Source organism: Streptomyces sp. NPDC026246 (genome assembly GCF_055567995.1).
Map to the genome: position 1 here is coordinate 267,055 of NZ_JBVHPJ010000004.1, position 26,657 is coordinate 293,711.

Genomic DNA, 26,657 nt, shown 5'->3' on the forward strand with positions numbered 1-26,657 from the left:
CCTACGGTCGTCGCATGGACCTCGTCGAGTTGCTGCCCCGTCTGCACCTGCTGCGTTTTTCGGTCGGCCAGGCGTACCTGTGGCGTGACGGCGACGGGCTGACGCTGGTCGACGCCGGCCCGGCGGGTTCGGGCACGGCGATCGCCCAGGCGGTGGCCGCCCTGGGCCACCGGCCGCGGGACGTACGGCGGATCGTGCTCACCCACTTCCACGAGGACCACGCGGGCGGGGCGGCCGAGTTCGCCGCGCTGAGCGGTGCCGGGGTGCTGGCCCACCGGCTGGAGGCCCCCGTCGTCCGGGGTGACGTCCCGGGCCCCGAGCCGGTGTTCGAGGAGTGGGAGCGCCCGTTGCACGCCCGGGCGCTGGAGCTGCTGCCCGAGGGGGACTTCCCCCGGCCCGGGCAGGTCACCGAGGTGTCCGGCGGCGACGTACTGGACCTGGGCGGCGGGGCGCACGTCCTGCACGTGCCGGGGCACACGGACGGCAGCATCGCCCTCCATCTGCCGCGCCACGGCGTGCTGTTCACGGGCGACACGGTGGCCGCGTCGCCGGTGGACGGCACGGTGATGCCGGGCGTGTTCAACCGGGACGGCGCGGCCGTCCTGACCGCGTGCCGGCGACTGGCGGAACTCGACACCGACGTCGCCTGCTTCGGCCACGGGGACCCCGTCCGCGGGCGGGCCGGGCGGGCCCTGCGCGAGGTGTTTCGGCCGTGACGGCCCGCGGCACCCGGGGCAGCCCCGGTGACCGGCGCCCCGGCGAGTCCGGCCGATCCGGCGCCCTGACCCTGCCCGCGTTCGGCGCGTATCGCCCTCGCGTCCGGGACATGTCGTCCCGGGCTGTTCCTCGGACGCGGGGCCGACCCGCACGGTCGCTTCCCTGTGACGCGCCGGACGAAGGCCCCGGCCGAGTGCCGGGTCCGGGACGACGTCCGCCGCGCGCACCGAGCGTCCGTTTCTCCGGCAAGTGGCTGCGGGTGAGGTGGTCGCCGGGCTGCCGGATGCGCTCGAGATCCGCGGCGACGGGGTGAAACGCCCTTCGGACGGGACGAGCGGCTAGCCGACCGGCACGCCGGCCTCCAGGTAGAACGCCGCTCCCCGTTCCCGGGCCCGCAGGGCCCACCGCAGTCGTTCGTAGCGCACCGGCGGCAGCAGTCCGGCGGCCTCCTCCTCGGTGACGAAGCGGCAGTCGCGCAGCTCCGGGCCGGGCAGCAGCAGCCGGGCGGCGTCGGCGGATTCGAGGAGCCCGCCGTCGAACAGCAGCCGCAGACCGCCGTATCCGGGCGGCTCGGGGCGTTCCCAGTCGACGACGAGCAGGCCGGGCGCCTCGTCGAGGCGGATGCCGGTCTCCTCGGCGACCTCGCGCATCCCGGCGCGTGCCGGTGCCTCGCCGGGTTCGACGACCCCGCCGGGGAACTCCCAGCCGGCCTTGTAGGTGGGGTCGACGAGCAGCACGCGGTCCCGTTCGTCGAAGAGGAGGACACCGGCTGCGAGGGTCTCGGCGGTGGGCTCGGGCGTCTGCACGATGTCGCACAGGGGCGCCGCGCCGCTGGTGACCGCCTCCGCTATCCGGGCGGCGGCCTCGCGCGGGGTGAGGTGACCGGTGTCGACCGGGTGGGCGTCGGCGGTGAGCCAGGAGGCGAGTGCGGCCCGGTAGGGCTCGATGTGGTCGAAGGACCACTGGCGTGTGCGTTCCTCCCCGTCGGGCAGGCCCGGCGGGATCTCGCGTCCGGCTATGCGCTCCCGCAGTATCGTTTCGGCCGGGGCGAGCAGGATGTGGCTGACCGCGATCCTGCGGGCCGCCAGCCCACCGAAGATCTCGTCCCGGTACTCCTGGCGCAGCAGGGTCATGGGGACCACCAGGGTCCCGCCGAGCTCGGCGAGCATCGCGGCCGCCGTGTCGATCACGAGCCGCCGCCAGATCGGCAGGTCCTGGAAGTCGCCGACCTCGGCGAGGCGTTTGGGTGGCAGCAGACACCGCAGTGCTCCGCCGATGACCTCGGGGTCGAAGAGCGTGCTGTTCGGGATCAGTTCGATCAGTTCCTGCGCGGTGGACGTCTTCCCCGCACCGAACGCGCCGTTGATCCAGACGACGGTCACAGGTCCCCCTCTGCTGTTGGCCCCCTGAGGCTTGCCCGCTCCACCCTGCCACGGAAACCAGCCCCAGTTGAGGGCGCATGACGACGGCGCCGGCGCCCCCGGATCGGGGGGCGCCGGCGCCGTGGGCCGGGGGCGGCTCGTCAGCCCTTCCTGTTCACCTGGTGACCGTCCTCGCGGTCCAGGGACAGGCTGTCCTTGGCGACGACGGTGTCGTCGAGGGTCTTGAGGGCCTCGTCCACGTTCAGGGTGCCGAGGCCGTCCCCGAGCGCGTGCGACGGGCTGACCGCCGCGACGACGAAACCGGTGGCCAGGGAGGCGATGGCGAGCATGCTGCGCTTCTTCATGCCCGGAACAACGCCCCGACCCACCGCGGGGTCACGCCGTCGCCCGCGCCCGGTGAGACGGCCCGTGCGCGCTCAGCCGCCCCAGGCGTCCGGTCCCCCACCGCGCCACTCGATCAGCCCCGACGCCGCCACGTACGCCTCGTCGGCGTCCTCGATGCCCGCCCGGCGGAGGAACTCGGCGACGTCCAGCAGCCCGTAGGCGATCCCGAGGAACTGGTCGTCCACCCGGACCCGCCGGCCGTTGTCCGCGGCGGGCGGGTAGACCACGACGGGTTTCGCGGAAGCCATGCCCCCAGGGTCGGCGGGCGGGGCGGCCGACGCCCCTCGGAGGGGGCCGTTCGGCCGACCCGGCGGGAGGGGACCGCGGAGCCCGGCAGGGACCGCGGAGCCCGGCAGGGACCGCGGCACCCGGCCCTCAGCCTCCCACGTACGCCGCGAGGTGCTGCCCGGTCAGCGTGGAGCGGGCCTCGACCAGGTCGGCCGGGGTGCCCTCGAAGACGACGCGTCCGCCGTCGTGACCGGCGCCCGGCCCCAGGTCGATGATCCAGTCGGCGTGGGCCATCACGGCCTGGTGGTGCTCGATGACGATGACCGACTTGCCGGAGTCGACCAGCCGGTCGAGCAGGCCGAGCAGCTGCTCCACGTCCGCGAGGTGCAGGCCTGTCGTCGGTTCGTCCAGGATGTAGACGCCACCCTTGTCGCCCATGTGCGTGGCCAGTTTCAGCCGCTGCCGCTCGCCGCCCGAGAGCGTGGTGAGCGGCTGGCCGAGGGTGAGGTAGCCGAGCCCGACGTCGGCGAGCCGCTCCAGGATGCGGTGCGCGGCCGGGGTGCGGGCCTCTCCGGCGGCGAAGAACTCCTCGGCCTCCGACACCGGCATCGCCAGCACCTCGCTGATGTCCCGGCCACCGAGGCGGTACTCCAGCACCGAGGCCTGGAACCGCTTGCCCTCGCAGTCCTCGCACGGGGTGTCGACGCCGGCCATCATCCCCAGGTCGACGTAGACGACCCCGGCGCCGTTGCAGGTGGGGCAGGCGCCCTCGGAGTTGGCGCTGAACAGGGCCGGCTTCACACCGTTGGTCTTGGCGAACGCCTTGCGGATGGGGTCGAGCAGTCCGGTGTACGTGGCGGGGTTGCTGCGCCGCGAGCCCTTGATCGGGCTCTGGTCGACGGCGATCACGCCCGCGTCGGCCGGCATCGACCCGTGCAGGAGCGAGCTCTTGCCGGAACCGGCGACACCCGTGACGACCGTGAGGACGCCCAGCGGGACGTCGACGTCGACGTCCTGCAGGTTGTTCGCCGAGGCTCCGCGGATCTCCAGGGCACCGGTGGGCTTGCGGACGCTTCCCTTGACCCTGGCCCGGTCGTCGAGGTGCCGCCCGGTGACGGTGCCGGAGCGGCGCAGGCCCTCGACCGTGCCCTCGAAGCAGACGGCCCCGCCCGCCGTGCCGGCGCCGGGGCCGAGGTCCACGACGTGGTCGGCGACCTCGATGGCCTCCGGCTTGTGCTCCACGACCAGGACCGTGTTGCCCTTGTCCCGCAGCCGCAGCAGCAGGTCGTTCATCCGCTGGATGTCGTGCGGGTGCAGGCCGACGGTGGGCTCGTCGAAGACGTAGGTGACGTCGGTGAGCGAGGAGCCCAGGTGGCGGATCATCTTCACGCGCTGCGCCTCGCCGCCGGAGAGGGTGCCGGCCGGCCGGTCCAGCGCGAGGTAGCCGAGGCCGATCTCCACGAAGGAGTCGAGCGTCCCCTGCAACGCGGTGAGCAGCGGCGCCACCGACGGCTCGGTCAGCTGCCGGACCCACTCGGCCAGGTCTCGGATCTCCATGGCACACGCGTCGGCGATGGAGATCTCGCCGATCCTCGAGTTCCGGGCGGCCTCGCTGAGCCGGGTGCCGTCGCACTCGGGGCAGGTGGTGAACGTGACCGCCCGTTCCACGAAGGCCCGGATGTGCGGCTGCATGGCCTCCTTGTCCTTGGACAGGAACGACTTCTGGATCTTGGGGATCAGGCCCTCGTAGGTGAGGTTGACGCCGTTGACCTTGACCTTGGTCGGCTCCCCGTAGAGGAAGGCCTGCATCTCCTTCTTGGTGAACCGGCGGATCGGCTTGTCCGGGTCGAGGAAGCCGGACTGGGCGTACAGGCCGACGGTCCACACGTTGTCCGACTTCCAGCCGGGGATGGTGAACGCGCCCTCGGAGATCGACTTCGAATCGTCGTAGAGCTGCGTGAGGTCGATGTCGGAGACCTTGCCGCGGCCCTCGCAGCGGGTGCACATGCCGCCGGTGCGGGAGAAGGTCGCCTTGACCGTCTTGGTCTTCTCCGCGCCGCGGTCGACGCGGATGCCGCCGGACGCGCTGACGGAGGCGGTGTTGAAGGAGTACGCGCTGGGCGGGCCGATGTGCGGCTCGCCGAGCCGGCTGAAGAGGATGCGCAGCATGGCGTTGGCGTCGGTGGCCGTGCCGACCGTGGAGCGCGGGTCGCCGCCCATGCGCTGCTGGTCGACGGCGATCGCGGTGGTCAGTCCGTCGAGCACGTCGACCTCGGGGCGCGCCCGGTTGGGCATGAAGCCCTGCAGGAAGGCGCTGTAGGTCTCGTTGATCAGTCGCTGCGACTCCGCCGCGATCGTGTCGAACACCAGCGAGCTCTTGCCCGATCCGGAGACACCGGTGAAGACCGTCAGCCGGCGCTTGGGGATCTCGATGCTGACGTCCTTGAGGTTGTTCTCGCGCGCGCCGTGCACGCGGATCACGTCGTGGCTGTCGGCGACGTGCGGCCCTGACGGCTGTCCGTCCGTCTCCCTGGCCTTGCTCATGGTGTCTCCATCTGTCGGGCGGGCCTGCCGCGCTCGGGCGATCTCGGCCCCCGCGCCGGACCGACCGGCAGGGCGCGAGGGGTGCGCTCCCGTGCTGCCACGGGAGCGCGGTGGGACGTGTCGTGCCGGGTGGCTACCGCGGCTTCAGCTCCTGGATGCGGATCATGTTGCCCGCGGGGTCGCGGAAGGCGCAGTCGCGGACCCCGTAGGGCTGGTCCACCGGCTCCTGCACGACCTCGGCGTCACCGGCCTGAAGCCGTTCGAAGACGCCGTCGACGTCGGTGGTGGCCAGCACGATGCCGCCGTAGGTGCCCTTGGCCATCATCTCGGCGACGGTGCGGCGCTCCTCCTCGGTGACGCCGGGGTCGGCGGCCGGGGGGTGCAGCACGATGTTGGTGTCGGGCTGCCCGGCGGGCCCGACCGTGATCCAGCGCATGCCCCCGTAGCCGACGTCGTTGCGCACGTCGAAGCCGAGGGTGTCGCGGTAGAACGCCAGGGCGGCGTCCGGGTCGTCGTGCGGGAGGAAGCTGGCGTGAATGGTGAGGTCCATGGCCATCACGCTAGTTTCGGCTCGCGGTGGGCGCTTCTCGATTCCTGACCGGTCTGGTGACCTGCTTGGCCACGCACGACGGGATGCCCGCGGTGGCGCGGGCGGCTTCGCGCCGGTAGGTGCTGGGCGGCATGCCGACCAGCTCGGTGAAGCGGGTGCTGAAGGTGCCGAGCGAGGAGCAGCCGACCTCGAAGCACACCTCGGTGACGCTGAGGTCGCCGCGGCGCAGCAGCGCCATCGCCCGCTCGATGCGCCGGGTCATCAGGTAGCTGTACGGCGATTCCCCGTAGGCCTGCCGGAACGCGCGGCTGAGGTGCCCGGCCGACATGTGCACTCCCCGGGCCAGCGCCTCCACGTCCAGGGGCTGTGCGTACTCCCGGTCGATCCGGTCCTTGACCCGGCGCAGCCGGGCGAGATCGCGCAGGCGCTGCTCCGGGACGGGTCTGCTGCTGCTCACACGCGCGATCGTGCCACATCGCACGGACACGCGGTCGATTTTGGAGACGGACCCGTCGTGCCGGGCCGGACAGCTCGCCGTCCCGTCACGCGCCGCACGAGCCGAACGTCCCCGGCGGCAACGCCGCAGCCGACAGCACGCGCAGCGGCACCCCGGCGATGGTCCGCCGCGCTCTGCGCGGGAGGCGGGGCGGCGGGGCGGCGCGGGTCCCGTGCCCGTCGAGCGCACCAGGCTCTGCGCACCCGCCTGGCGGCCCGGGCCCGTGGGATCGGCATGCCGGGGCAGCCCGCCCGGTCCCCGGTGAAGACCCCCTCCGACCCGAGAGCCAGGGCCGCCTCCACGGGCCGGAGGCCGGCGGGCTGGAGGCCGGCGGGCTGGAGGCCGGCGGGCTGGAGGCCGGCGGGCTGGAGGCCGGCGGGCTGGAGGCCGGCGGGCTGGAGCGTGACCGCGAGCATCCGGTCGCCGCGCGCATGCGCAGGTCGGCGGCAGCAACCGGACGGCCGGACCACCACCGGTGTGCGCCGGTCCCGCGGCCGGCACGCACCGGGCACCGGCGTCACAGCGAGAGGAGCAGCACACCGGCGGGACGGCGGGGAGGAACAACCTGCCAGCGGCACAGCGGCACGGCGGCACGGCGGCACGGCGGCAGGAGCATCGCGCCCAGGGCCGTTGCCCGGCCGGCCGCGAGGACCGGTTCGCGGGCCCGGCGGGTGCCTGAACGTTCCTGCCCGGTCTCAGACGCCCGCGGCCGCCGGGTCGGCCCGCTTGGCCAGGGCCGCCGCGGCGGCGCCCACCAGGCCGGCGTCGGTGCCCATCTGGGCGGGGGCGACGGTGAGGTTCCGGACGAAGGACAGCGTCGCGTAGGCACCCAGGGCCTTGCGCAACGGGGCGAAGAGGACCTCGCCCGCCTTGCCCACGCCCCCGCCGATCACCGCGATGTCGATCTCCACGAGGGTGGCCGTGGCGGCGATCCCCGCCGCCAGGGCCTGTGCGGCCCGCTCGAAGGACGCGAGGGCGACCGTGTCTCCGGCCCGGGCCGCGGTGGCCACCGCGGCGGCGGAGGTGTCCCCGTCGGGGCCGGGCCGCCAGCCGTCCTCCAGCGCGCGCCGGGCGATGTTGGGGCCGCTCGCGATGCGCTCCACGCACCCGTGCGAGCCGCACGGGCACAGATCGCCATCGAGGTCGACACTGATGTGGCCGATGTGACCGGCGTTGCCGGTGGGTCCGGCGTGCAGCCGCCCGCCGAGCACCAGACCGCCGCCGACACCCGTGGAGACCACCATGCACAGCGCGTTGTCGTGGCCGCGGGCGGCGCCCTGCCAGTGCTCGGCGGCCGTGATCGCCACACCGTCACCGATCAGCTCCACGGGCAGGTTGCCGGCGGCGGCGCGGACCCGGGAGACGAGCGGGTAGTCGCGCCAGCCGGGCACGTTCACCGGGCTCACCGTTCCCGCCGAGGCGTCCACGGGTCCGGCGCTGCCGATCCCGACCGCCGTGGCCCGCCCCCACAGCGGGGAGGCGGTGAGCTCGCCGAGCACCCCTTCCACGGCCCGCATCACGGTGGCGCCGTCCTCGCGCGCGGGCGTCGGCCGCTGGGCGCGGACCAGGATCCGGCCGTCCCCGTCCACGAGAGCGCCGGCGATCTTGGTGCCGCCGATGTCGAGCGCGGCCACTAGGTCGGTGTGCATCAGTGTCGGATCTCCCCGTGAACCGTGTGAAAAATGCCGAGAACAGCCATCGAGCAGGGCAAACCACGTACCGGCTCCGCCATGGAAGGCGGGCCGGAGGGCGCGGTGGACAGTCTCTCCCGAGGCTGACAACGTTGTCCAGGCTCTATGCTCGACGCCACATCCTCATACAACATCCCGGACCTACGCATCCCGTGGACGACAGGACAGGACACCGCACCGTGCCGCAGACCCACCTCCGATCCGCCACGCGCTACGGCAACCGTCCGACCATGAAGGACGTGGCCGCCCGGGCCGGGGTCGGCCTGAAGACGGTCTCCCGGGTCGTGAACGGCGAGCCCGGCGTCACGCCGGAGACGGAGCGACGGGTCCAGGAGGCGATCGACGCCCTGGGGTTTCGCCGCAACGACAGCGCGCGGGTGCTCCGCAAGGGCCGCACCGCGAGCATCGGACTGGTCCTGGAGGACCTCGCCGACCCGTTCTACGGACCGCTGAGCCGGGCCGTGGAGGAGGTCGCCCGGGCGCACGGGGCCCTGCTGATCAACGGCTCCAGCGCCGAGGACCCGGACCGGGAGCAGGAGCTGGTGCTGGCCCTGTGCGCGCGGCGGGTGGACGGGCTGGTGGTCATTCCGGCCGGGGACGACCACCGGTATCTGGAACCGGAGCTGAAGGCGGGTGTGGCCACGGTGTTCGTGGACCGCCCGGCCGGGCACATCGAGGCCGACGTGGTGCTCTCGGACAACTTCGGCGGTGCCCGCGACGGGGTCGCCCACCTCATCGCCCAGGGGCACCGCAGGATCGGCTTCATCGGCGACATGCCCCGCATCCACACGGCCGCCGAGCGGCTGCGCGGCTACCGGGCCGCGATGGAGGACGCGGGCATACCGGTGGCGGCCCCCTGGATGTCCCTGGGCGTCACCGACCCGGAGCGGGTGCGCAGAGCCGCCGAGGAGATGCTGTCCGGCCCGGAGCCGGTCACCGCGATATTCGCCGGCAACAACCGCGTGACGGTCACCGTGATCCGGGTCCTCGCCGGGCACACCCGCCGCGTCGCCCTCGTGGGGTTCGACGACATCGAGCTCGCCGACCTGCTCCAGCCGGGCGTCACGGTCGTCGCCCAGGACGCCGCGGCCATCGGACGCACCGCGGCGGAACGCCTTTTCCGGCAGCTCGACGGCTCCTCGGTCACGCCCGAGCGCATCGAGCTGCCGACCCGGCTGATCACCCGCGGCTCGGGCGAGCTGCCGCCGGCGGACTGAGCGGCCGTGGACGGGCAGGCGGACCGCACGCTGCGGGCACTCGGGCTGGACGGGGTGCCGCGCCAGGAGCCGCTGCTCTATCCGGGCGCGTGGCCCGCCGCTTCCGGGCTGCTCGACGGCGACCGGTTCCTGCCGCTGGACCGCCTCCGCCACGAGGACCGCACGCCGGTCCTCGCCATCGGCTCCAACGGCTGCCCGGGCCAGCTGCGGCACAAGCTGCGGGAGGCCGGGGCCACGTCGCCGCTGCCGATGGTGAAGGCGCGGGTCACCGGTGTCGACGCGGGAGTGTCGGCACATGTCAGCCTCGCCGGCTACGTCTCGGCCTCTCCGGTCCTGGCGCCGGGCACGGTACGGGAGTTGTTCGTCCTCTGGCTCGACGGGGGGCAGCTCGCGGCGATCGACGCCAGCGAGGGCGTGCCCATGCCGGGCGGCAACTTCGACCGGGCGTGGCTGCCCGACCCCGGCGTCACGGTCGAACTCGCCGACGGCAGCCGCCTGCCCGGGGTGTTCGCCTACGTCAACCGGCACGGGGTCCTGCACGACGGCACCGGCGCGCGGCGGGTCCACCCGGGCCAGCGGGAGCTGCTCGACGGCCTGCTGGCGGAGCTCCCGCGGCTGCGGGAGCTGTTCGGCTCGCTGCCCGAGGAGTTCTGTGCGATGGCGCGGGCCGACCGGCGGCTGTGCGAGCGGGGAACGCGGCTCTTCGCCGAGGAGGGCCTGGTGACGGCGTCGGGGCTCGAACGGTACGCGGCGGTGTGGTCGGCGCGGGCTCAGCAGTACGGCAGCCCGGGGACCGGTGCGTCGTTGCCGCCGCCCTGGACGTAGGCGTCGCCGACCCACAGGTGCCGGTTGCCGGTCGTCGTGGGTCCCCGGCCACGAGGTGGTCGTCCGGCGGCCGTCGGTCTCCCGACGGCCGCGGTCCTGCTGCCTCAGGCGGACGCCGTCAGGTTCCCGCGCCGGGGCACCGCGAAGCTCTCCAGGTCGGCGCGGGTCAGGCCGGTCAGCCGGGCGACCTCGCCGATGTCCAGCGCGCCGCAGTCGAGGCCGCGCAGCAGGTAGCCGCCGAGGGCCTTGGCGGTGGCGGGCTCGTCCATGACGTCGCCGCCGGAGCGGTTGGCGTAGCGGGTGAGCCGGGCGGCGGCCTGCTCGAAGCCCTCGCGGTAGAAGGCGAAGACGGCCGCGTACCGGGTGGGGATGTGGCCGGGGTGCATGTCCCAGCCCTGGTAGTAGGCGCGGGCCAGGGCGCGGCGGGTGAGGCCGTAGTGCAGGCGCCAGGCGGCGTGGACCTTCTCGGTGGGGCCGACCGGCAGGACGTTGGTGGAGCCGTCGCAGACCCGTACGCCCGTGCCGGCCGCGGCGACCTGCATGACGGCCTTGGCGTGGTCGGCGGCGGGGTGGTCGCCGGCCTGGTGGGCTGCGGAGACGCCGAGGCAGGCGCTGTAGTCGAAGGTGCCGTAGTGCAGTCCGGTCGCCCGGCCCTCGGCGGCCTGGATCATGCGGGCGACGGTGGCGGTGCCGTCCGCGGCGAGGATGGACTGGCTGGTCTCGATCTGGATCTCGAAGCCGATCCGGCCGGGTTCGAGGCCGTGGGTCTTCTCGAAGGCGTCCAGCAGCCGGGCCATGGCCGTGACCTGCTCGGCGTAGGTCACCTTGGGCAGGGTGAGGACCAGCCCGGCGGGCAGGCCGCCGGCCTCGATCAGGCCGGTGAGGAAGATGTCGAGGGTGCGGATGCCGCGGGCGCGCACGGGCGCTTCCATGCACTTCATGCGGATGCCCATGTACGGGGCGGCGGTGCCGTCCTCGTGAGCCTCTGCGATCAGCCGGGCGGCGCGGGCGGCGGCCTCGTCCTCCTCGGCGTCGGGGCGGTTGCCGTACCCGTCCTCGAAGTCGACGCGCAGGTCCTCGATGGGCTCGCGCTCCAGCTTGGCGCGCACTCGGGCGTGGACGGGCTCGGCGAGCTCCTCGGGCAGGCCGAGGACGGCGGCGAAGGAGGCGGCGTCCGGGGCGTGCTCGTCGAGGGCGGCCAGGGCCCGGTCGCCCCAGGTGCGGACGGTGTCGGCGGCGAAGGCGTCACCGGGCACGTAGACGGTGTGCACGGGCTGGCGGGTGCCGGGGTCCCCGGGGTAGCGGCGCTCCAGTTCCGCGTCGACCGGCGCGAGGGCGGCGCTGATCTCCTCGCTGACGGCGCCCGCGAGGCTCGTCGCCACCTTCTCCTGCTGGCCCTGGCCCATTCCGGAACCCTCCTATTTTCCACTCTGCGGAATCAACAATCCGTAGAGCGAAGTTATCGGCCGACCTCCGGCCCGGTCAACACCGTCGTGACCGGGATGGCGCATCCGTGCCCCGCAGTCCCTGCAATCCCGTTCCCTTCTTCCGTATTCAGCAGACAACCATCATCCTGACGTGCAAGGGAGTAGATCACGTGCCGAACGAGGCCGGAGTGACGCGCCGCCACGGGCTCAAGGCGGCGACCGCCGTCGCCGTCGCGGGACCGCTGCTCACCACCGCGGGCCCCACCCGGTCCGCCACCGCCGGCGAGCACCCGGGTGCCCTGGACGTCATGACGTTCAACGTGCGCTTCGCGACCGTCGTCGACGCGACACCGCCGTGGTCCGTGCGCCGGCCGGTGATGCGCGAACTGCTGCGCCGCGAGCGACCGCACGTCATCGGCACCCAGGAAGGGCTCTACCGGCAGGTGCGCATGATCGAGAAGGATCTCGGCGAGCACTACGACTGGATCGGCACCGGACGCGGGGGCGGCAGCAAGGACGAGTTCATGGCGATCTTCTACGACACGCGCAGACTCGACCCGATCGAGTTCGATCACTTCTGGCTGTCCGACACCCCGTACACGATCGCGTCGAACACGTGGGACGCGGACTGGCTGCGCATGGTGACCTGGGTCCGTTTCGCCGATCTCGCCGACGGCGGCCGGGACTTCTACGTTCTCAACACCCATCTGGACAGCGTCAGCCAGTACGCCCGCGAACGCTCAGCGGGGCTCATCGGCGAGACGATCGCCGGCTGGGACCGGTCGCTGCCCGTCGTCGTCACCGGCGACTTCAACGCGGCCGCCCACCACAACCGGGTGTACGACCTCATGCTGGGCATCGGACTGGTGGACGCCTGGGACGCGGCCGCCTCGCGGGGGCCCGCGTACGGGACGCACCACCGCTACCGGGCGCCCGTGCCCGGCGGGCGGCGCATCGACTGGATCCTCACCACCCCCGGGGTGACCACGCACCGGGCCGGGATGAACACCTTCAGCCTGCACGGGACCTACCCGAGCGACCATCTGCCCGTGCAGGCCTCGATGACCCTGGGATGAGCGAGGCCCCCGTGACCGGCCGGTCACGGGGGCCCTGCTGCCGCCGGGAGGCGATCAGCCCTTGCGGGCCTTGATCTCCTCGGTCAGGGCCGGGACGACGTCGAACAGGTCGCCCACGACGCCGTAGTCGACGAGGTCGAAGATCGGCGCCTCGGCGTCCTTGTTGACCGCGACGATCGTCTTCGAGGTCTGCATGCCGGCACGGTGCTGGATCGCGCCGGAGATGCCGTTGGCGATGTACAGCTGCGGCGAGACCGACTTGCCGGTCTGGCCCACCTGGTTGGTGTGCGGGTACCAGCCGGCGTCCACCGCGGCACGCGAGGCACCCACGGCCGCGCCGAGGGAGTCGGCGAGGGCCTCGATGATCGCGAAGTTCTCCGCGCCGTTCACGCCACGGCCGCCGGAGACCACGATCGCGGCCTCGGTCAGCTCCGGGCGGCCCGTCGACTCACGCGGCGTGCGGCCGGTGACCTTGGTGCCGGTGGCCTGGGCGGAGAAGGACACGCTCAGCGCCTCGACGGTGCCGGCGGCCGGGGCGGCCTCCACGGCGGCGCTGTTCGGCTTGACCGTGATGACCGGAGTGCCCTTGGAGACACGGGACTTGGTGGTGTAGGACGCGGCGAACACCGACTGGGTGGCCACCGGGCCCTGGTCGCCGGCCTCCAGGTCGACGGCGTCGGTGATGACGCCGGAGCCCAGGCGCAGCGCCAGGCGGGCGGCGATCTCCTTGCCCTCGGCGGAGGACGGCACCAGCACGGCGGCCGGGGAGACGGCCTCGTGGGCGGCCTGGAGGGCGTCCACCTTCGGCACGACCAGGTAGTCGGCGTACTCGGCGGCCTCGTGCGTGAGGACCTTGACCGCGCCGTGCTCGGCGAGGGCGGCGGCGGTGTCACCGGCGCCGTTGCCCAGCGCGACGGCGACCGGCTCGCCGATGCGGCGGGCCAGGGTCAGCAGCTCGAGGGTGGGCTTGCGGACGGCACCGTCCACGTGGTCGACGTAGACGAGAACTTCAGCCATGGGACTTCTTCTCTCCTGCTTGCGAAAGATGAGGGACGGTCGGCGATCGGGCTCAGATGAACTTCTGGCCCGCGAGGAACTCAGCGAGCTGCTTGCCGCCCTCGCCCTCGTCCTTGACGATCGTGCCCGCGGTGCGGGCCGGGCGCTCGGTCGCGCCGTCGACGACCGTGTAGGCGCCCTCCAGGCCGACCTCCTCGGCCTCGAGGTCCAGGTCGGACAGGTCCCAGGACTCCACCGGCTTCTTCTTGGCGGCCATGATGCCCTTGAAGGAGGGGTAGCGCGCCTCGCCCGACTGGTCGGTCACGGACACGACCGCCGGCAGGGAGGCCTCCAGGTTCTCCGAGGCGGCGTCGCCGTCGCGGCGGCCCTTGACCGTGCCGTCCTCGACCGAGACCTCGGAGAGCAGCGTGACCTGCGGGACGCCCAGGCGCTCGGCGAGCAGCGCGGGCACGATGCCCATGGTGCCGTCGGTGGAGGCCATGCCGGAGACGACCAGGTCGTAGCCGGCCTTCTCGATCGCCTTGGCCAGGATCAGGGAGGTGCCGATGGCGTCGGTGCCGTGGATGTCGTCGTCCTCGACGTGGATCGCCTTGTCGGCGCCCATGGACAGCGCCTTGCGCAGGGCGTCCTTGGCGTCCTCGGGGCCCACCGTCAGGACGGTGATCTCCACGTCGTCGTCGGAGTTCTCGGAGATCTGCAGCGCCTGCTCGACCGCGTACTCGTCGAGCTCGGAGAGCAGACCGTCCACGTCGTCCCGGTCGACGGTCAGGTCATCGGCGAAGTGCCGGTCGCCAGTGGCGTCGGGCACGTACTTCACAGTGACAACGATCCTCAAGCTCACGCCGGCTCTCCTACTGCATCGTCATTTCTCGGCTGCCTCTTGCAGGCAGCATAGGCGCCTCAAGCGGCCGATCCCGGTCGGGGCGACCCACGCTCCGAGCGAAATATTACTCGTCAGTACACAGAGTTCGTTCCCGCTAAGCAAGCGCTTTGAACTGTGACCTTCGCAACGCAGCGTAACCGGAACTCGACGGTCGCGCAGCCCGGTGCCGCGGGGACGGGAGCGCCGGTCAGCCGCCGAGCCGGTGGAAGGAGCCCTGGTGGTAGAGCAGGGGGCGGCCGGTGCCCGTGGCGTCCCCGTGCACCACCTCGGCGATGACGAGCCGGTGGTCCCCGGCGGGCACCCGGGCCGCGATCCGGCCCACCAGCCAGGCGGACACGCCGTCGAGCACGGGAACGCCCTCGGGACCTTCACACCAGATGGTCGGCGGGGCGAAGCGGTCGGCCCCGCTGCGGGCGAAGGTGGCGGCCAGCTCCTGCTGGTGCTCGCCGAGCACGTGGACGCCCACGTGCTCGGCTACGGCCAGCGCCGGCCAGCTGGAGGCGCCGGTGCCGACACCGAAGGAGAACAGGGGCGGCTCGGCGGACACGGAGGTCAGGGAGGTGGCGGTGAAGCCCACCGGGCCGTCCTCGCCACGGGCGGTGACGACGGCGACGCCCGCGGCGTGGCGCCGGAAGACCGAGCGCAGCAGGCCGGTCGTGGTCAGGAGGTCCGCAGGCATGCGGTCAGGCTGACGATAAATGGTCGGCGCAGTCAAGTTCGTTCCCTGTTGTGGGAGATGACTCACTGACGGCCTCACGCCCCGTCCACCGCCTCGCCGAGCGCGGCGATCACGTCTGCCTTGCGGGGCTGCCCGACGGCCCTGCGCACCACCCGGCCACCGGCGTCCAGGACCAGCACGGTCGGGGTCTTGAGGACGTCGAGCCGGCGTACGAGGTCCAGGTGGGCCTCGGCGTCGATCTCCACGTGCGCCACACCCGGGACCAGCCCGGCGACCTCGCCGAGCACCCGCCGGGTCGCGCGGCAGGGCGCGCAAAAGGCGCTGGAGAACTGCACGAGCGTCGCCCGCTCCCCCAGTTCCGCACCCAGGTCCGCCGCGTCGAGCCGCTTGCCGTCGTCCCGCCCGCGCACCCGCACCCTCCCGCTCCGCCGCTTGTGCAGCACTCCGAAGGCGCTCGCCGCCGCGAGCACCGCCACGCACACCACCAGTCCGGTCATCACCTGCTGCAAGCGTTCACGAGACCGCAAAGATTCCCGCGCCCACACGTGCGCCGAGCTGCGGAATGCTTGGTTCCCATGGACATCGACGCAAGAGGGCCGCGTTTCGGCGCGGCCGTCACGACCGTGGTGCTGGCGGTCGTCCTGATCACGGGCAGCGCATGGCTGCTGGCATGGCAGACGCTGGCGTTCCTGCTGGGCGCGGCGGGCGGGGTGCGCCGCTCACCGTACGGCGTGCTGTTCGCCCGGGTCGTGCGGCCCCGGCTGGGACCGCCGAGCGCGTTCGAGGCGCCCGAGCCGCCGCGGTTCGCCCAGGCGGTGGGGCTGCTCTTCGCCGGGCTTGGACTGGTCGGCTTCGCGGTGGGACCCGGGTGGCTGGGACTCGCGGCGACCGGCGCGGCGCTCGCCGCCGCCTTCCTCAATGCGGCGTTCGGGTACTGCCTGGGCTGCGAGTTGTACCTGCTCGTGCGGCGCGTGACGGTGCGCACCGGGTAATGCGCACGTAAAAGCACGAGGTGAGATCCACGGGCGACGTGACGAGAATCTCTCCTGCCGCGGGCACGAGGACTGGCTACCCGGCCGTTCTTGGGGCACCATCTGCGACAAGCCGTAAACCTACGGCTGCGTAACTTGTCCGCTGGGAATCCCTTCCCAGGCAGAGCAGGAAGGGTCCGAACCGCCCATGGCAGAGCTCGTCTACCGTCCCGTCGTCGGCTTCGCCCGCACGCTGTTCAAGGTGTGGGACCTCAAGATCGACTGTCAGGGTTCGGAGAACATCCCGCGCTCGGGCGGCGCCGTGCTGGTCAGCAACCACATCAGCTACCTGGACTTCGTCTTCAACGGCCTGGCCGCGCTGCCGCAGAAACGCCTGGTGCGGTTCATGGCGAAGGAGTCGGTCTTCCGGCACCGGATCTCGGGTCCGCTCATGCGCGGGATGAAGCACATCCCGGTGGACCGCAAGCAGGGCGAGGCGGCGTACGCGCACGCCCTGGACTCGCTGCGCTCGGGCGAGATCGTCGGGGTGTTCCCCGAGGCGACGATCTCGCCGTCGTTCACGCTGAAGAGCTTCAAGTCGGGTGCCGCGCGCCTGGCCCAGGAGGCGGGCGTGCCGCTGATCCCGATGGCGGTGTGGGGCACGCAGCGGCTGTGGACCAAGGGTCACCCGCGCAACTTCAAGCGCAGCCACACCCCGATCACGATCCGGGTGGGCGAGGCGATCGAGGCCTCCCGCGACAAGTACGCGGGCGCCCTCACCCGGCAGGTGCGCGAGCGGGTTCAGGAGCTCCTGGAGGCCGCCCAGCGCGCCTATCCGGTCCGCCCGAAGGGCCCGGACGACACCTGGTGGATGCCGGCCCACCTCGGCGGCACGGCTCCGACGCCGGAGCAGGTCCGGGCGGCGGAGGCGCACTGACACCCCCGCCGCCCCCGCTCAGGCGGGCCCGGGGGCGCGGACGTCGATGTCGGCGCCCGGGCTGAACTTCGCCAGCAGCTCGGCGAGTTCCCCCGCGGCGTCCCGCACCTCGGCGACGGGCAGGGGCGCCATGGCCTCCAGCAGGAAGACACCGGACGTCGTCCGCTCGGTCAGACGCGTGCGCGGCCCCTGGCGCCAGTTCCAGCGGCGGCAGGTGACGCCCCGGTCGTCACACCACACGACCTCGCCCGGGTCCGGGTGCTCGACGGCCTCCTCGCCGCCTGCGACGGTCACGAACTCCTCCTCGCCCGTGGCGCGGACCAGGCGCATCTCGCCCTCGATCCGGTCGAGGTCCTCGCCGCCCACAGGGATCAGACGGGCGACGGACACGGCGTTGTAGAGGTCGACGAGCAGGTTGATGCGGGGCAGCCCGGCCTCCGACAGGGCCCGCCTGGCCAGCGCCTCGGCGGAGTTGCGCGTGCGGGAGGGCTTCGAGCCGAAGGCCGTGTACGTCTCGCGCCAGGCGGCCATGTGCGGGTCCTCGTGCGGGGCGCGGCCGTCCAGGCGGGCCGCGAGCCGTCGGGCCGCGTTGTCCAGCAGGGCCGAACTCGCCTCGGTGCTCGGCCCGTTGACCAGACCATGGGCCTCGATCGCGACATGGGTGAAGCCGGGCGCGAGGGCGCGCACGCCGTCCGACACGGTCAGGGTGAGTGTCATGGTGGGGGGCCTTGCCTCGGGAGTGCGGTCGGGAACGGCCGGCCGGGTGCCGCGCGCGGGGCGCGCAATCCCCCCGACGACCGCTGCGGTGCAGCATACAAGACCACGCAGTTCAGTCGACTGGACGCCAGAGGGCGTGCAGGACGACCCTGCTCCGTCGGCAGCGCCCCTGCCCTCGCACAAGACGTCCGCCGCGCCCTCCGGGGAGGTGCGCGGCGGACGCCCGGATCCGTGAGTACGGCGGATCCCCGTGCGGTCGCCAGCGGGCCCTCGCTAGCGGGCCATCTCTTCCTTGAGCGCCGCGAGGAACGCGTCCACGTCGTCCTCGGTCGTGTCGAAGGAGCACATCCAGCGGACGTCGCCCGCGGTCTCGTCCCAGAAGTAGAAGCGGAACCGCTTCTGCAGACGCTCGCTCACGTCGTGCGGCAGCCGGGCGAACACCGCGTTGGCCTGCACCGGGTAGAGGACCTCCACCCCGTGCACCGAGCGCACGCCCTCGGCCAGGCGCTGGGCCATCTCGTTGGCGTGCCGGGCGTTGCGCAGCCACAGGTCCCGGGCGAGCAGAGCCTCCAGCTGCACCGACACGAACCGCATCTTCGAGGCGAGCTGCATGGACAGCTTGCGCAGGTGCTTCATGTGGCTCACGGCGTCCTGGTTGATCACCACGACCGCCTCGCCGAACAGGGCGCCGTTCTTGGTGCCGCCCAGGGAGAGCAGGTCGACGCCGGCCGCGCTGGTGAGCGTCCGCATGGGGACGTCCAGGGTGGCGGCGGCGTTGGCCAGCCGGGAGCCGTCCAGGTGCACCTTCATGCCGTGCGCGTGGGCGTGGTCGCACAGCACCCGTATCTCCTCGGGCGTGTAGACCGTGCCCAGCTCGGTGGCCTGGGTGATCGACACGACCTGCGGCATCGCGCGGTGCTCGTCGTCCCAGCCGTACGCCTGCCGGTCGATCAGCTCGGGGGTGAGCTTGCCGTCGGGCGTGGGGACGGTGAGCAGCTTCAGCCCGCCGACACGCTCGGGCGCGCCGCACTCGTCGACGTTGATGTGCGCGCTCTCGGCGCAGATCACCGCGCCCCAGCGGTCGGTGACCGCCTGGAGGGCGACGACGTTGGCGCCGGTGCCGTTGAAGACCGGGAACGCCTCGGCCGTCGGCCCGAAGTGGCTGCGCACGAGGTGCTGCAGGTTCTCGGTGTACACGTCCTCGCCGTAGGCGACCTGGTGCCCGCCGTTGGCCACGGCCAGGGCGGCGAGCACCTCCGGGTGGACGCCGGCGTAGTTGTCGCTGGCGAAACCGCGGGTGTCGGGGTCGTGGTGGCGTCGTGCGTCGGTCTTCGGCGGGTTCACGGCTTCTCGGTGAGCCACAGACGTTTTCCGTTCACTTCGGCGGCGGGCTTGTCCCAGACCTCGGTGATGGCCTCGGCCAGATCCTTGACGTCGGTGAAGCCCGCGAACTTCGCGTTGGGGCGGTCGGCGCGCATGGCGTCGTGCACCAGTGCCTTCACCACCAGGATCGCAGCCGCCGAGGTCGGGCCCTCGGGGCCCCCGGCCTTGCGGAAGAAGTCGGCCATGGCCAGGGTCCACGCCTCCGCGGCCGCCTTGCCGGCGGCGTAGGCGGCGTTGCCCGCGGTGGGCTTGCTGGCTCCCGCGGCGCTGATCAGGACGTAGCGCCCGCGGTCGCTGCGCTGCAGCGCCTCGTGGAAGGCGAGCGAGGTGTGCTGCACGGTGCGCACCAGCAGCATCTCCAGGAAGTCCCAGTCGTCGAGGCTGGTCCTGGTGAAGGTCTCGCTGCCGCGCCAGCCGCCGACGAGGTGGACCAGGCCGTCGACGCGGCCGAAGTCCTTCTCGATGCGGTCGGACCAGTCGCGGGTGGCCTGCAGGTCGAGCAGGTCGACCGTGTCACCGGTGACGGTCGCGCCGCCGGTCGCGTAGCCCGCCGCGTCGACGGCCTCCGCCAGTCGCTCCGGATCGTTGTCGGAGCCGATGACGGTGGCTCCCGCCTCGGCCAGCCTGAGCAGTGCGGCCCGGCCCGCGGGCCCGCCCGCTCCGGCCACCGCGATCACCGCACCGCTGAGCGCCCCGTTCCCCGCCATGTTCTTCGCCTCCTGAGCAGTGTTCTCGGTACGCCGATCGCTCACGCGGCGATCCGCTCGGTGCTGTCCGCCGTGATGCCCTTGGTGGAGGCGATCACGTTCTTCAGCTTCTTGGACAGTGCCTCATAGAACATGCTCAGCGGAAACTCGTCCGGAAGCACGTCATCGACGAGCTTGCGCGGCGGCTGCGTCAGGTCCAGGGCGTCGGGGCCCTTGGCCCACGTGGAGCCCGGGTGCGGGGAGAGGTAGGTGGAGACGAGCTCGTAGCCGGCGAACCAGTGGACGAGCTTGGGACGGTCGATGCCGTCGCGGTACAGCTGCTCGATCTCGCCGCACAGCTCATTGGTGACCTGCGGGGCGCGCTCCCAGTCGATGGTGAGCTTGTTGTCGGTCCAGCGGACGACGTCGCGCTTGTGCAGGTACGCGAAGAGGAGCTGGCCGCCGAGGCCGTCGTAGTTGCGCACGCGCTCGCCGGTGACCGGGAAGCGGAACATGCGGTCGAAGAGGACCGCGACCTGGACGTCACGGGCCTGCGGGACGCCCTCCTGGGCGAGCTTCACGGCCTCCTTGAAGGCGGTGAGGTCGCAGCGCAGCTCCTCCAGGCCGTACATCCAGAACGGCTGGCGCTGCTTGATCATGAACGGGTCGAAGGGCAGGTCGCCGTGGCTGTGGGTGCGGTCGTGGACCATGTCCCACAGGACGAAGGCCTCCTCGCAGCGCTTCTGGTCGTGGACCATCGCGGCCACGTCCTCGGGCAGCTCCAGGCCCAGGATGTCGACGGCGGCGTCGGTGACGCGCCGGAAGCGCGCCGCCTCGCGGTCGCAGAAGATGCCGCCCCAGGTGAACCGCTCCGGGGCCTCGCGCACGGCGATCGTCTCGGGGAAGAGGACGGCCGAGTTGGTGTCGTAGCCGGTCGTGAAGTCCTCGAACGTGATGCCGCAGAACAGCGGGTTGTCGTAGCGGGTGCGCTCCAGCTCGGCCAGCCAGTCCGGCCAGACCATGCGCAGCACGACCGCTTCCAGGTTGCGGTCCGGGTTGCCGTTCTGCGTGTACATCGGGAAGACGACCAGGTGCTGCAGGCCGTCCGCCCGGTTCGCGGCGGGCTGGAAGGCCAGCAGCGAGTCGAGGAAGTCCGGCACCTGGAAACCGCCGTCGGCCCAGCGCGTGAGGTCCTTGGCGAGGGCCTCGTGGTAGGCGCGGTCGTGCGGGAGCAGCGGGGAGAGCTCCAGGACCGCGTCGACGACCTCGCGGACGGCGAGCTCGGCGTCGGCTGCGCCGGGCGCACCCTCGGCCTCGAAGTCGATCGACCCGTCCTTGGACTGCCAGGGCCGTATCCGCTCCACGGCATCCTTGAGCACGGGCCACGCCGGGTGCTCCACCACCCTGGCCACGGGAGGAACCGTTTCCCCCGAACCCACTTGCACAAGAATTTCCGTCATGTCACACCCTCCACGGGAGAATCTCACGTATGCAGACCGTATACACACGAGGTTCCGTCCAGCAAGGGCCGCCTCGGGAAATTATCCTGCCTCACCCTGGTCTTCACCGCACTTTTTCCTGTCGACGATGCTTGTGCCCGCGCCCGAGCCGGGCATGCCCGCACCTCTGCGCAGGGGGCCGGTGCAGGCGATACGGTCGGGTGGGCCGTCAGGCCCCCACAGCCGCCTGTCGACGGAAGAGAGTCGCGTCTTGAACTTCCTCACGATCGGTCACCGCGGAGTCATGGGTGTGGAGCCCGAGAACACCCTCAGGTCGTTCGTCGCCGCCCAGGAGGCGGGGCTCGACGCCATCGAACTCGATCTGCACCTGAGCAAGGACGGCGCGCTCGTCGTCATGCACGACGCGGACGTGGACCGCACCACCGACGGCACCGGGCCGATCGCCGAGAAGACCCTTGCGGAGCTGCGGACGCTGGACGCGGGCCGGGGAGAGCGGGTGCCGGTCTTCGAGGAGGTCCTGGAGGCCGTGCGGGCGCCCCTCCAGGCGGAGATCAAGGACGCGCAGGCGGCGCGCGCCCTGGCGGAGGTGATGAACGCGCGCGGGCTGGCCGGCCGCGTCGAGGTCTCCTCGTTCCATGACGAGGCGGTGGCCGAGATCGCCCGTCTGGTGCCCGGGGTGCGCACCGCGCTGGTGGCCAGCCGCTACGGCACCGACGTCGTGGACCGCGCGGTGGCGGTGGGGGCGGCGACCGTCTGCCTGAACATCCGCCGGCTCACCCTGGAGATCGTGGAGCGGGCCCGCGCGGCCGACCTGCGGATCCTCGGCTGGGTGGTGAACACGCAGGATCACCTGCGTCTGGTCCGGGCGTTCGGCCTCGACGGCGCGACCACAGACCACCCGGACATCAAGCGCACGGGCCGTTTCACGGCTTAGGGCCGGGAACCGGCGGGCCCGGGGCCGCTATCCGAGCCGCTTGACCAGCAGTTCGAACTCCAGGTCGTCGCGCTGCGGGACGCCGAACCGCTCGTCGCCGTACGGGAACGGGGTCGTCCGGCCCGTGCGGCGGTAGCCGCGCCGCTCGTACCAGGCGATCAGGTCCTCCCGCACGGAGATCACCGTCATCTGCATCTCCGTCACGCCCCAGGTCTCCCGGGCCTGCCGCTCCGCCTCCGCGATGATCAGCTTGCCCAGCCCGGCGCCCTGGAGCGCGGGGCTGACCGCGAACATCCCGAAGTAGGCGTGCTCGCCCTGGTGCTCCAGCTGGCAGCAGGCGACGATCCGGCCGTCGCGCTCGACGGTGACCAGCCGGCTGTCGGGCGACTTGACGACCTCCAGCACCCCCTGCGGGTCGGTGCGCTGCCCTTCGAGGATGTCCGCCTCGGTGGTCCACCCGGCCCGGCTGGAGTCACCCCGGTACGCCGACTCGATCAGCGCGACCAGTTCGTCCACGTCGGCGTCCGTGGCGTCCCGGAAGGTCAGTGCGGTGGCGGCGGTCTCCATGGGCGTGCGTCTCCGTTTTGCTGGCGCGGCTCGGGCAGGGACGAGCGTAACCCCGCCGGTAGGCTCCGCTGCATGGTGCATGTACTCGGCAGCCGCATCCTGCTCCGCCCCACCGACCCCGAGCGGTCCCGGGCCTTCTACGGCGAGCAACTGGGCCTCGCCGTGTACCGGGAGTTCGGCACGGGCCCCGAGCGCGGCACGGTCTACTTCCTCGGCGGCGGCTTCCTGGAGGTGTCCGGCCGGGCCGCCTCCCGCCCGGAACCTGCGGCACGGCTGTGGCTGCAGGTGGACGACGCGGCGGCGGCGGAGGAGGAACTGCGGGCCAAGGGCGTGGAGATCGTGCGGCCCCCGGTGCGCGAACCGTGGGGGCTGATCGAGATGTGGATCGCCGATCCGGACGGCACCCCGATCGTCCTGGTCGAGGTCCCGGCGGACCACCCGATGCGTCACCGGCCCGGCATCTGAGGCGACCGGCACCCGGTGCGCCCCACCGGCGTTCCCGGATGGCACACGCTCCCGGCGGCCGCTCAGCGTGCTGGAGGGGGTCGTCCCCCGCGGAAGGAACGCCTTGAAGCTCGACGCACCGGTGACCGGCGGGCCCTGCTGGGCGGAGCTGGGCACCAGCGACCTGGAGGCGGCCCGGCGGTTCTGCACCCGCCTGTCCGGCTGGCGGCCCGAGACCGACCCCCGCCAGGAGGCGGGCGGCTACGCCGTCGCCCACCTCGAGGACGCGGCCGTCGCCGCCCTCGCTCCCCCGTACCAGCCGGTGGCGTGGAACGTGTCGTTCGCGGTGACGGACGCGGACGCCGCGGCCCGTGCGGTGACGGAGGCGGGCGGGGTGGTGCTGCTGGGCCCGGTGGACGTGTTCGACACGGGCCGCTTCGCGGTCGCCGCCGATCCGGGCGGCGCGGTGTTCGAGCTCTGGCAGGCGCGGGCCTCCCCGGCGCCGGGCTGTTCAACGCGCCCGGGGCGCCGGGCTGGGTGAAGCTGTTCACCCGCGACCCCGAGCAGTCCGTGGCCTTCCACGGCCGCGCGTTCGGCTGGGGCGTCAGCGCCTCACCGCTACACGCAGTGGGGACTGGACGGCGCGGACTTCGGCGGCATGGTGACGAGGGACGACAGGTCCCCGCCGGAGGTGCCGCCGCACCGGCTGCCCTGCTTCGCCGTCGCCGACGTGGACGGGGCGACCGCCGTCGTCCAGCGGCACGGCACCGTCCTGATGGTCCCGACGTCCGTGCCCGACGGTCCGCGCATCGCGGTGCTGCGGGACCCGCAGGGGGCGATGTTCGGGGTGTGTCCGGCGGAGTACGAGTTCTGGGCGAGGGGGCGCGGGACGCGGGAGCCGGACGCGTCGCCCCCGCTCCCGCGCCCCGTGCTCCGGTGGTCCGCTCAGGGCCGCAGCGCGCCCAGACGGCCCTCCAGCTGGCCGAGCAGGTCCCCCAGCAGTGCCGCCAGTTCGCCCTGGTCGCGGGCGTCGAGTCCGGACAGCGCGGCGGCCTCGTAGGCGAGCTGGGAGGGCAGGATCGCGTCGACCAGGTCGCGGCCGGCCTCGGTGAGGCGGAGGTGGACGACCCGGCGGTCGCGGTCGTCGCCGCGGCGCTCGACCAGGCCGCGCTCGGAGAGCAGCTTGAGCCGCTTGGTGACGGCGGCACCGGAGGAGAACGTCTCCCGGGCCAGCTCTCCGGGGGTGAGCTCGTGCCCGGTCCGGCGCAACGCGCCCAGCAGGTCGAACTCCGGCCGGCTGAGCCCCGCCCGGCGCAGGGGCGCGTCCTCGGCCTGCTGGAGGAGCGCGGCGCAGCGGTTGATCCTCCCGATGACCTCCATCGGACCGGTGTCGAGCTCGGGATGCACCGACCGCCACTGGTGGACGACCGCGGCCACGGTGTCGCCCCGGCGGCCGGGGGCCGGGCCGGACGCGGTGCCCTCGCCGGCTCGGGGAATCCCCGCGGGCGGGCTGCCGGCGACCGGACCCTCGCCGCCGGTGCCGGCCCGCGCGGTCCCGGCGGCCCGGTCCGCCGTGGACGGCCGGTCCCGCGCGGCCGGCCCCGCTCCGGCCCCCTCGCGGGGTCCGGCCCCCGGGCCGTTCCCTGCGGGTGACGATCCCTCGGTCGGCGTCATGCCCGTGCGTCCTCCGTCTCCGTGCCCGCGCTCCGCCGCGGGAGCAGCCCCTGGCGTCGTGCCGTAGCGGCGAGCGTACGGTGTCCGGACTGCTCGGTGAGCACGACCCTCTCGTGGGGCAGCGCCCGCTGCCACCACTCCCCGGCCGCGGCATCGGCGGTGGCCCGGAGGGCGGCCAGGGCGACCGCGAGGGCTCGGCGGGCCGATTCCAGCGCGGCCGGGGCGGGGTCGGGCCCGGCCAGCAGGCGGGCGGCGTCCTCACGGGCCCGGTCGGCGGCCGCCAGCGCGCGCTCCACCCGGTCGCCCGCGCGGCGGTCGGTCACCGCCACGGCGGCGGCGAGACCGACCAGCGCCCCGACGACGGTGTCCACGACCCGCTCCTTCATCAGCTCCCCCGGCGCCTGGTACCCGGCGAACTCCGTGATGAGCAGGGCCATCGGCGTCACGCACACGCTGCCCAGCCAGTAGTTCCGGCTGATCAGCACCTCGGCGCCGAAGCTGAACACCAGGCAGCTCAGCACGAGGGCCGCCGGACCCAGGTGCGCCAGGGGGACGACGGCCAGGAAGACGAGGACGCCGGCGACGTTGCCCACCACGCGCTGCACCGCGCGGCTCCAGGTCAGGGTGATGTTGGCCTGGTAGAGCGAGGCGGCGGTGACCAGCGCCCAGTACGGCCGGCCGACGCCCAGCACGAGGGAGGCGTAGCCGGCGAGCGCGCAGCCGAGTGCCGTGCGGGCGGCGAGCGGGGTCAGCGGGCCGAGGCGGGCCCACAGGGGCCGGGCCGCCTCGACGCCGAGGAGTTCCTCGGCGGCGGCCGGCGGGAGCCCGGCGTGCGGTACCGGCCCGTTGCCGCGCAGCTCGCCGGCCCAGGCGCGCAGCCGTGCGGCGTCCGCTTCCGCCGGTGCGGCGAGGGCCACCTCGGCGCGGACGACGAGCCGCTCCAGTGCCCGCCGGGTGCGCGAGGGGGCCCTGGTGGACAGCAGCGACTGCCAGGCGGCCTGCACGGCGGCGTACCCGGCCGTGCGGGCCCGGTCGCCGTCGGTGCCCGTCGTGGCGGTGGCGGCGCAGGCGGCGGCCGCCTTCAGTGCGGCGGCGGTGGCCCGCCGCTCCGGGCCGTGCGGTCGCAGCAGTCCCGGCGCCATGCAGACCAGCCACGCCCAGGCACCCGTGGCGGCGGCGAGCGCCAGGTGGCCGGGGACCTGGGCGAGGCTCTGCGGCACGAACAGGGACGCCGAGGTGACGAAGGCCAGGACGACGTTGCCCGGCGGGCCGACGCGGGTGGCGTCGCACAGCACCTTCTGCGCGGCGGCGAGCAGCGCGCCGACGGTGACCAGGAGGGCGGTGCTGTCGGTGAGCGAGGCCGCGACCAGGGCCACGGCCAGACCGCCGACCATGCCGAGCACCACCCAGACCAGGGCCCGGGCCCGGGCCGCGTAGGGGCGGTTGTGCGTGTACAGGGCGCACAGGGACCCCGCCATCGTGTACATCGCCAGGTCGAGTCGCCCGAGCGCGAGCAGCGTCAGGTTGGGCGGCGCCATCGAGGCGACCACACTCAGCGCGGGCTTGAACCAGATCTCGGAGGGCCGGCCGGGGCGCAGCACACCCGCCAGTGGGAGACGCCGTGGAGTGGTCGAGGCGGTGGGGGTGGGGGGCGCAGTGCTCATGGCCTTCAGATTAACAGGTGTTTTACTCGTGAAACTTATCCTTCCTCTCGCCGTGCTCCCCGGAACGCTCCCCGTGTACACCCTTGCGCTCGCGTGCGCACCGC

At 73.1% G+C, this 26,657-nt stretch carries 27 protein-coding genes and 1 pseudogene; 9 read left to right on the plus strand and 19 right to left on the minus strand.

Going from position 1 to position 26,657, the window contains the following annotated elements; translation table 11 throughout:
- The first annotated feature begins 14 nt into the window (after positions 1-14).
- A complete protein-coding gene (locus ACZ4M5_RS13160; RefSeq protein WP_467736032.1) occupies positions 15-716 on the plus strand; it encodes an MBL fold metallo-hydrolase in 702 nt (233 codons plus the stop codon).
- Positions 717-1,055: 339 nt separating this feature from the next.
- Here the strand turns inward: ACZ4M5_RS13160 and ACZ4M5_RS13165 are convergent, their stop codons facing one another.
- The 7 genes from ACZ4M5_RS13165 to ACZ4M5_RS13195 form a co-directional block, all read right to left on the minus strand.
- Complete coding sequence (locus ACZ4M5_RS13165; protein WP_467736034.1) at positions 1,056-2,099, minus strand: NUDIX hydrolase; 1,044 nt, start codon at positions 2,097-2,099, stop codon at positions 1,056-1,058.
- A 140-nt stretch (positions 2,100-2,239) separates the two neighbouring features.
- The gene (locus tag ACZ4M5_RS13170) at positions 2,240-2,443 is read right to left on the minus strand and encodes a hypothetical protein (protein ID WP_467736036.1); all 204 of its coding nucleotides are present in this window, start codon (positions 2,441-2,443) and stop codon (positions 2,240-2,242) included.
- Positions 2,444-2,515: 72 nt separating this feature from the next.
- A complete protein-coding gene (locus ACZ4M5_RS13175; protein WP_467736038.1) occupies positions 2,516-2,731 on the minus strand; it encodes a hypothetical protein in 216 nt (71 codons plus the stop codon).
- 127 nt (positions 2,732-2,858) lie between these two features.
- Positions 2,859-5,255 (minus strand): ATP-binding cassette domain-containing protein, encoded by a 2,397-nt coding sequence (locus tag ACZ4M5_RS13180; RefSeq protein WP_467736040.1) that lies wholly within the window; start codon positions 5,253-5,255, stop codon positions 2,859-2,861.
- Positions 5,256-5,388: 133 nt separating this feature from the next.
- On the minus strand, positions 5,389-5,805 hold the full coding sequence (locus ACZ4M5_RS13185) for a VOC family protein (protein ID WP_467736042.1): 417 nt from the start codon (positions 5,803-5,805) through the stop codon (positions 5,389-5,391).
- A 10-nt stretch (positions 5,806-5,815) separates the two neighbouring features.
- Positions 5,816-6,262, minus strand: a complete 447-nt coding sequence (locus ACZ4M5_RS13190; RefSeq protein WP_467736044.1) for a helix-turn-helix transcriptional regulator — start codon at positions 6,260-6,262, stop codon at positions 5,816-5,818.
- Positions 6,263-6,996: 734 nt separating this feature from the next.
- Entirely contained in the window at positions 6,997-7,950 is a 954-nt protein-coding gene (locus ACZ4M5_RS13195) for an ROK family protein (RefSeq protein ID WP_467736046.1), read from the minus strand.
- Between the two features lie 272 nt (positions 7,951-8,222).
- Between ACZ4M5_RS13195 and ACZ4M5_RS13200 the strand changes: the two genes are divergently transcribed.
- Together ACZ4M5_RS13200 and ACZ4M5_RS13205 are read left to right on the plus strand one after the other, a co-directional pair.
- The gene (locus ACZ4M5_RS13200; RefSeq protein WP_467736555.1) at positions 8,223-9,209 is read left to right on the plus strand and encodes a LacI family DNA-binding transcriptional regulator; all 987 of its coding nucleotides are present in this window, start codon (positions 8,223-8,225) and stop codon (positions 9,207-9,209) included.
- Positions 9,210-9,215: 6 nt separating this feature from the next.
- On the plus strand, positions 9,216-10,034 hold the full coding sequence (locus ACZ4M5_RS13205; protein ID WP_467736048.1) for a hypothetical protein: 819 nt from the start codon (positions 9,216-9,218) through the stop codon (positions 10,032-10,034).
- Between the two features lie 104 nt (positions 10,035-10,138).
- Here ACZ4M5_RS13205 and ACZ4M5_RS13210 read toward each other — a convergent pair whose 3' ends face one another.
- On the minus strand, positions 10,139-11,440 hold the full coding sequence (locus ACZ4M5_RS13210) for a DUF6986 family protein (RefSeq protein ID WP_467736050.1): 1,302 nt from the start codon (positions 11,438-11,440) through the stop codon (positions 10,139-10,141).
- A 191-nt stretch (positions 11,441-11,631) separates the two neighbouring features.
- Here ACZ4M5_RS13210 and ACZ4M5_RS13215 point away from each other — a divergent pair, with 191 nt between their 5' ends.
- Positions 11,632-12,537, plus strand: a complete 906-nt coding sequence (locus ACZ4M5_RS13215; protein WP_467736052.1) for an endonuclease/exonuclease/phosphatase family protein — start codon at positions 11,632-11,634, stop codon at positions 12,535-12,537.
- Positions 12,538-12,591: 54 nt separating this feature from the next.
- Here ACZ4M5_RS13215 and ACZ4M5_RS13220 read toward each other — a convergent pair whose 3' ends face one another.
- From ACZ4M5_RS13220 to ACZ4M5_RS13235, 4 genes are all read right to left on the minus strand, one after another.
- Complete coding sequence (locus ACZ4M5_RS13220) at positions 12,592-13,554, minus strand: electron transfer flavoprotein subunit alpha/FixB family protein (protein ID WP_467736054.1); 963 nt, start codon at positions 13,552-13,554, stop codon at positions 12,592-12,594.
- A 52-nt stretch (positions 13,555-13,606) separates the two neighbouring features.
- A complete protein-coding gene (locus ACZ4M5_RS13225) occupies positions 13,607-14,395 on the minus strand; it encodes an electron transfer flavoprotein subunit beta/FixA family protein (RefSeq protein WP_398108468.1) in 789 nt (262 codons plus the stop codon).
- Between the two features lie 229 nt (positions 14,396-14,624).
- Positions 14,625-15,116 carry a flavin reductase family protein gene (locus tag ACZ4M5_RS13230; RefSeq protein ID WP_467736055.1) on the minus strand — a complete coding sequence of 164 codons (492 nt, stop codon included), beginning with the start codon at positions 15,114-15,116 and terminating at the stop codon, positions 14,625-14,627.
- A 74-nt stretch (positions 15,117-15,190) separates the two neighbouring features.
- A complete protein-coding gene (locus ACZ4M5_RS13235) occupies positions 15,191-15,613 on the minus strand; it encodes a thioredoxin family protein (RefSeq protein ID WP_467736557.1) in 423 nt (140 codons plus the stop codon).
- Between the two features lie 78 nt (positions 15,614-15,691).
- Here ACZ4M5_RS13235 and ACZ4M5_RS13240 point away from each other — a divergent pair, with 78 nt between their 5' ends.
- Both ACZ4M5_RS13240 and ACZ4M5_RS13245 read left to right on the plus strand, forming a co-directional pair.
- A complete protein-coding gene (locus ACZ4M5_RS13240) occupies positions 15,692-16,108 on the plus strand; it encodes a DUF4395 domain-containing protein (protein WP_467736057.1) in 417 nt (138 codons plus the stop codon).
- A gap of 187 nt (positions 16,109-16,295) precedes the next feature.
- Complete coding sequence (locus ACZ4M5_RS13245) at positions 16,296-17,024, plus strand: lysophospholipid acyltransferase family protein (protein WP_467736059.1); 729 nt, start codon at positions 16,296-16,298, stop codon at positions 17,022-17,024.
- Between the two features lie 18 nt (positions 17,025-17,042).
- Here ACZ4M5_RS13245 and ACZ4M5_RS13250 read toward each other — a convergent pair whose 3' ends face one another.
- The 4 genes from ACZ4M5_RS13250 to ACZ4M5_RS13265 all read right to left on the minus strand — a co-directional run bounded on the left by ACZ4M5_RS13250 (position 17,043) and on the right by ACZ4M5_RS13265 (position 21,270).
- Positions 17,043-17,741: a B3/B4 domain-containing protein gene (locus ACZ4M5_RS13250; protein ID WP_467736061.1), complete on the minus strand. Its 699-nt coding sequence runs from the start codon at positions 17,739-17,741 to the stop codon at positions 17,043-17,045.
- Positions 17,742-18,014: 273 nt separating this feature from the next.
- The gene (locus ACZ4M5_RS13255) at positions 18,015-19,085 is read right to left on the minus strand and encodes a threonine aldolase family protein (RefSeq protein ID WP_467736559.1); all 1,071 of its coding nucleotides are present in this window, start codon (positions 19,083-19,085) and stop codon (positions 18,015-18,017) included.
- Positions 19,082-19,831 (minus strand): SDR family NAD(P)-dependent oxidoreductase, encoded by a 750-nt coding sequence (locus ACZ4M5_RS13260; protein ID WP_467736561.1) that lies wholly within the window; start codon positions 19,829-19,831, stop codon positions 19,082-19,084. The genes ACZ4M5_RS13255 and ACZ4M5_RS13260 overlap by 4 nt, the downstream gene beginning before the upstream one ends.
- A gap of 41 nt (positions 19,832-19,872) precedes the next feature.
- Positions 19,873-21,270, minus strand: a complete 1,398-nt coding sequence (locus ACZ4M5_RS13265; protein WP_467736063.1) for a DUF6421 family protein — start codon at positions 21,268-21,270, stop codon at positions 19,873-19,875.
- 250 nt (positions 21,271-21,520) lie between these two features.
- Here ACZ4M5_RS13265 and ACZ4M5_RS13270 point away from each other — a divergent pair, with 250 nt between their 5' ends.
- Positions 21,521-22,204, plus strand: coding sequence for a glycerophosphodiester phosphodiesterase (locus tag ACZ4M5_RS13270; RefSeq protein WP_467736065.1), 684 nt, complete (start codon positions 21,521-21,523; stop codon positions 22,202-22,204).
- Between the two features lie 27 nt (positions 22,205-22,231).
- Here ACZ4M5_RS13270 and ACZ4M5_RS13275 read toward each other — a convergent pair whose 3' ends face one another.
- Positions 22,232-22,771 (minus strand): GNAT family N-acetyltransferase, encoded by a 540-nt coding sequence (locus tag ACZ4M5_RS13275; protein ID WP_467736067.1) that lies wholly within the window; start codon positions 22,769-22,771, stop codon positions 22,232-22,234.
- A gap of 72 nt (positions 22,772-22,843) precedes the next feature.
- Between ACZ4M5_RS13275 and ACZ4M5_RS13280 the strand changes: the two genes are divergently transcribed.
- Both ACZ4M5_RS13280 and ACZ4M5_RS13285 read left to right on the plus strand, forming a co-directional pair.
- Positions 22,844-23,236 (plus strand): VOC family protein, encoded by a 393-nt coding sequence (locus tag ACZ4M5_RS13280; protein WP_467736069.1) that lies wholly within the window; start codon positions 22,844-22,846, stop codon positions 23,234-23,236.
- A 103-nt stretch (positions 23,237-23,339) separates the two neighbouring features.
- Positions 23,340-24,083 (plus strand): annotated as a pseudogene (locus tag ACZ4M5_RS13285) (VOC family protein); the annotation flags it as partial.
- A 77-nt stretch (positions 24,084-24,160) separates the two neighbouring features.
- On the opposite strand, the gene ACZ4M5_RS13290 reads toward ACZ4M5_RS13285, so the two are convergent.
- Together ACZ4M5_RS13290 and ACZ4M5_RS13295 are read right to left on the minus strand one after the other, a co-directional pair.
- Positions 24,161-24,712 carry a MarR family winged helix-turn-helix transcriptional regulator gene (locus ACZ4M5_RS13290; protein ID WP_467736563.1) on the minus strand — a complete coding sequence of 184 codons (552 nt, stop codon included), beginning with the start codon at positions 24,710-24,712 and terminating at the stop codon, positions 24,161-24,163.
- 173 nt (positions 24,713-24,885) lie between these two features.
- Positions 24,886-26,553 carry an FUSC family protein gene (locus ACZ4M5_RS13295; RefSeq protein ID WP_467736071.1) on the minus strand — a complete coding sequence of 556 codons (1,668 nt, stop codon included), beginning with the start codon at positions 26,551-26,553 and terminating at the stop codon, positions 24,886-24,888.
- Positions 26,554-26,657 lie beyond the last annotated feature (104 nt).

Coding starts and splice junctions, on each gene's coding strand:
- ACZ4M5_RS13200 (WP_467736555.1), top strand. CDS start 8,223: ATGAAGGACGTGGCCGCCCGGGCCGGGGTCGGCCTGAAGACGGTCTCC.
- ACZ4M5_RS13230 (WP_467736055.1), bottom strand. CDS start 15,116: ATGCCTGCGGACCTCCTGACCACGACCGGCCTGCTGCGCTCGGTCTTC.
- ACZ4M5_RS13260 (WP_467736561.1), bottom strand. CDS start 19,831: ATGGCGGGGAACGGGGCGCTCAGCGGTGCGGTGATCGCGGTGGCCGGA.
- ACZ4M5_RS13180 (WP_467736040.1), bottom strand. CDS start 5,255: ATGAGCAAGGCCAGGGAGACGGACGGACAGCCGTCAGGGCCGCACGTC.
- ACZ4M5_RS13235 (WP_467736557.1), bottom strand. CDS start 15,613: ATGACCGGACTGGTGGTGTGCGTGGCGGTGCTCGCGGCGGCGAGCGCC.
- ACZ4M5_RS13265 (WP_467736063.1), bottom strand. CDS start 21,270: ATGACGGAAATTCTTGTGCAAGTGGGTTCGGGGGAAACGGTTCCTCCC.
- ACZ4M5_RS13170 (WP_467736036.1), bottom strand. CDS start 2,443: ATGAAGAAGCGCAGCATGCTCGCCATCGCCTCCCTGGCCACCGGTTTC.
- ACZ4M5_RS13250 (WP_467736061.1), bottom strand. CDS start 17,741: ATGACACTCACCCTGACCGTGTCGGACGGCGTGCGCGCCCTCGCGCCC.
- ACZ4M5_RS13185 (WP_467736042.1), bottom strand. CDS start 5,805: ATGGACCTCACCATTCACGCCAGCTTCCTCCCGCACGACGACCCGGAC.
- ACZ4M5_RS13240 (WP_467736057.1), top strand. CDS start 15,692: ATGGACATCGACGCAAGAGGGCCGCGTTTCGGCGCGGCCGTCACGACC.
- ACZ4M5_RS13195 (WP_467736046.1), bottom strand. CDS start 7,950: ATGCACACCGACCTAGTGGCCGCGCTCGACATCGGCGGCACCAAGATC.
- ACZ4M5_RS13160 (WP_467736032.1), top strand. CDS start 15: ATGGACCTCGTCGAGTTGCTGCCCCGTCTGCACCTGCTGCGTTTTTCG.
- ACZ4M5_RS13295 (WP_467736071.1), bottom strand. CDS start 26,553: ATGAGCACTGCGCCCCCCACCCCCACCGCCTCGACCACTCCACGGCGT.
- ACZ4M5_RS13220 (WP_467736054.1), bottom strand. CDS start 13,554: ATGGCTGAAGTTCTCGTCTACGTCGACCACGTGGACGGTGCCGTCCGC.
- ACZ4M5_RS13245 (WP_467736059.1), top strand. CDS start 16,296: ATGGCAGAGCTCGTCTACCGTCCCGTCGTCGGCTTCGCCCGCACGCTG.
- ACZ4M5_RS13275 (WP_467736067.1), bottom strand. CDS start 22,771: ATGGAGACCGCCGCCACCGCACTGACCTTCCGGGACGCCACGGACGCC.
- ACZ4M5_RS13280 (WP_467736069.1), top strand. CDS start 22,844: ATGGTGCATGTACTCGGCAGCCGCATCCTGCTCCGCCCCACCGACCCC.
- ACZ4M5_RS13210 (WP_467736050.1), bottom strand. CDS start 11,440: ATGGGCCAGGGCCAGCAGGAGAAGGTGGCGACGAGCCTCGCGGGCGCC.
- ACZ4M5_RS13175 (WP_467736038.1), bottom strand. CDS start 2,731: ATGGCTTCCGCGAAACCCGTCGTGGTCTACCCGCCCGCCGCGGACAAC.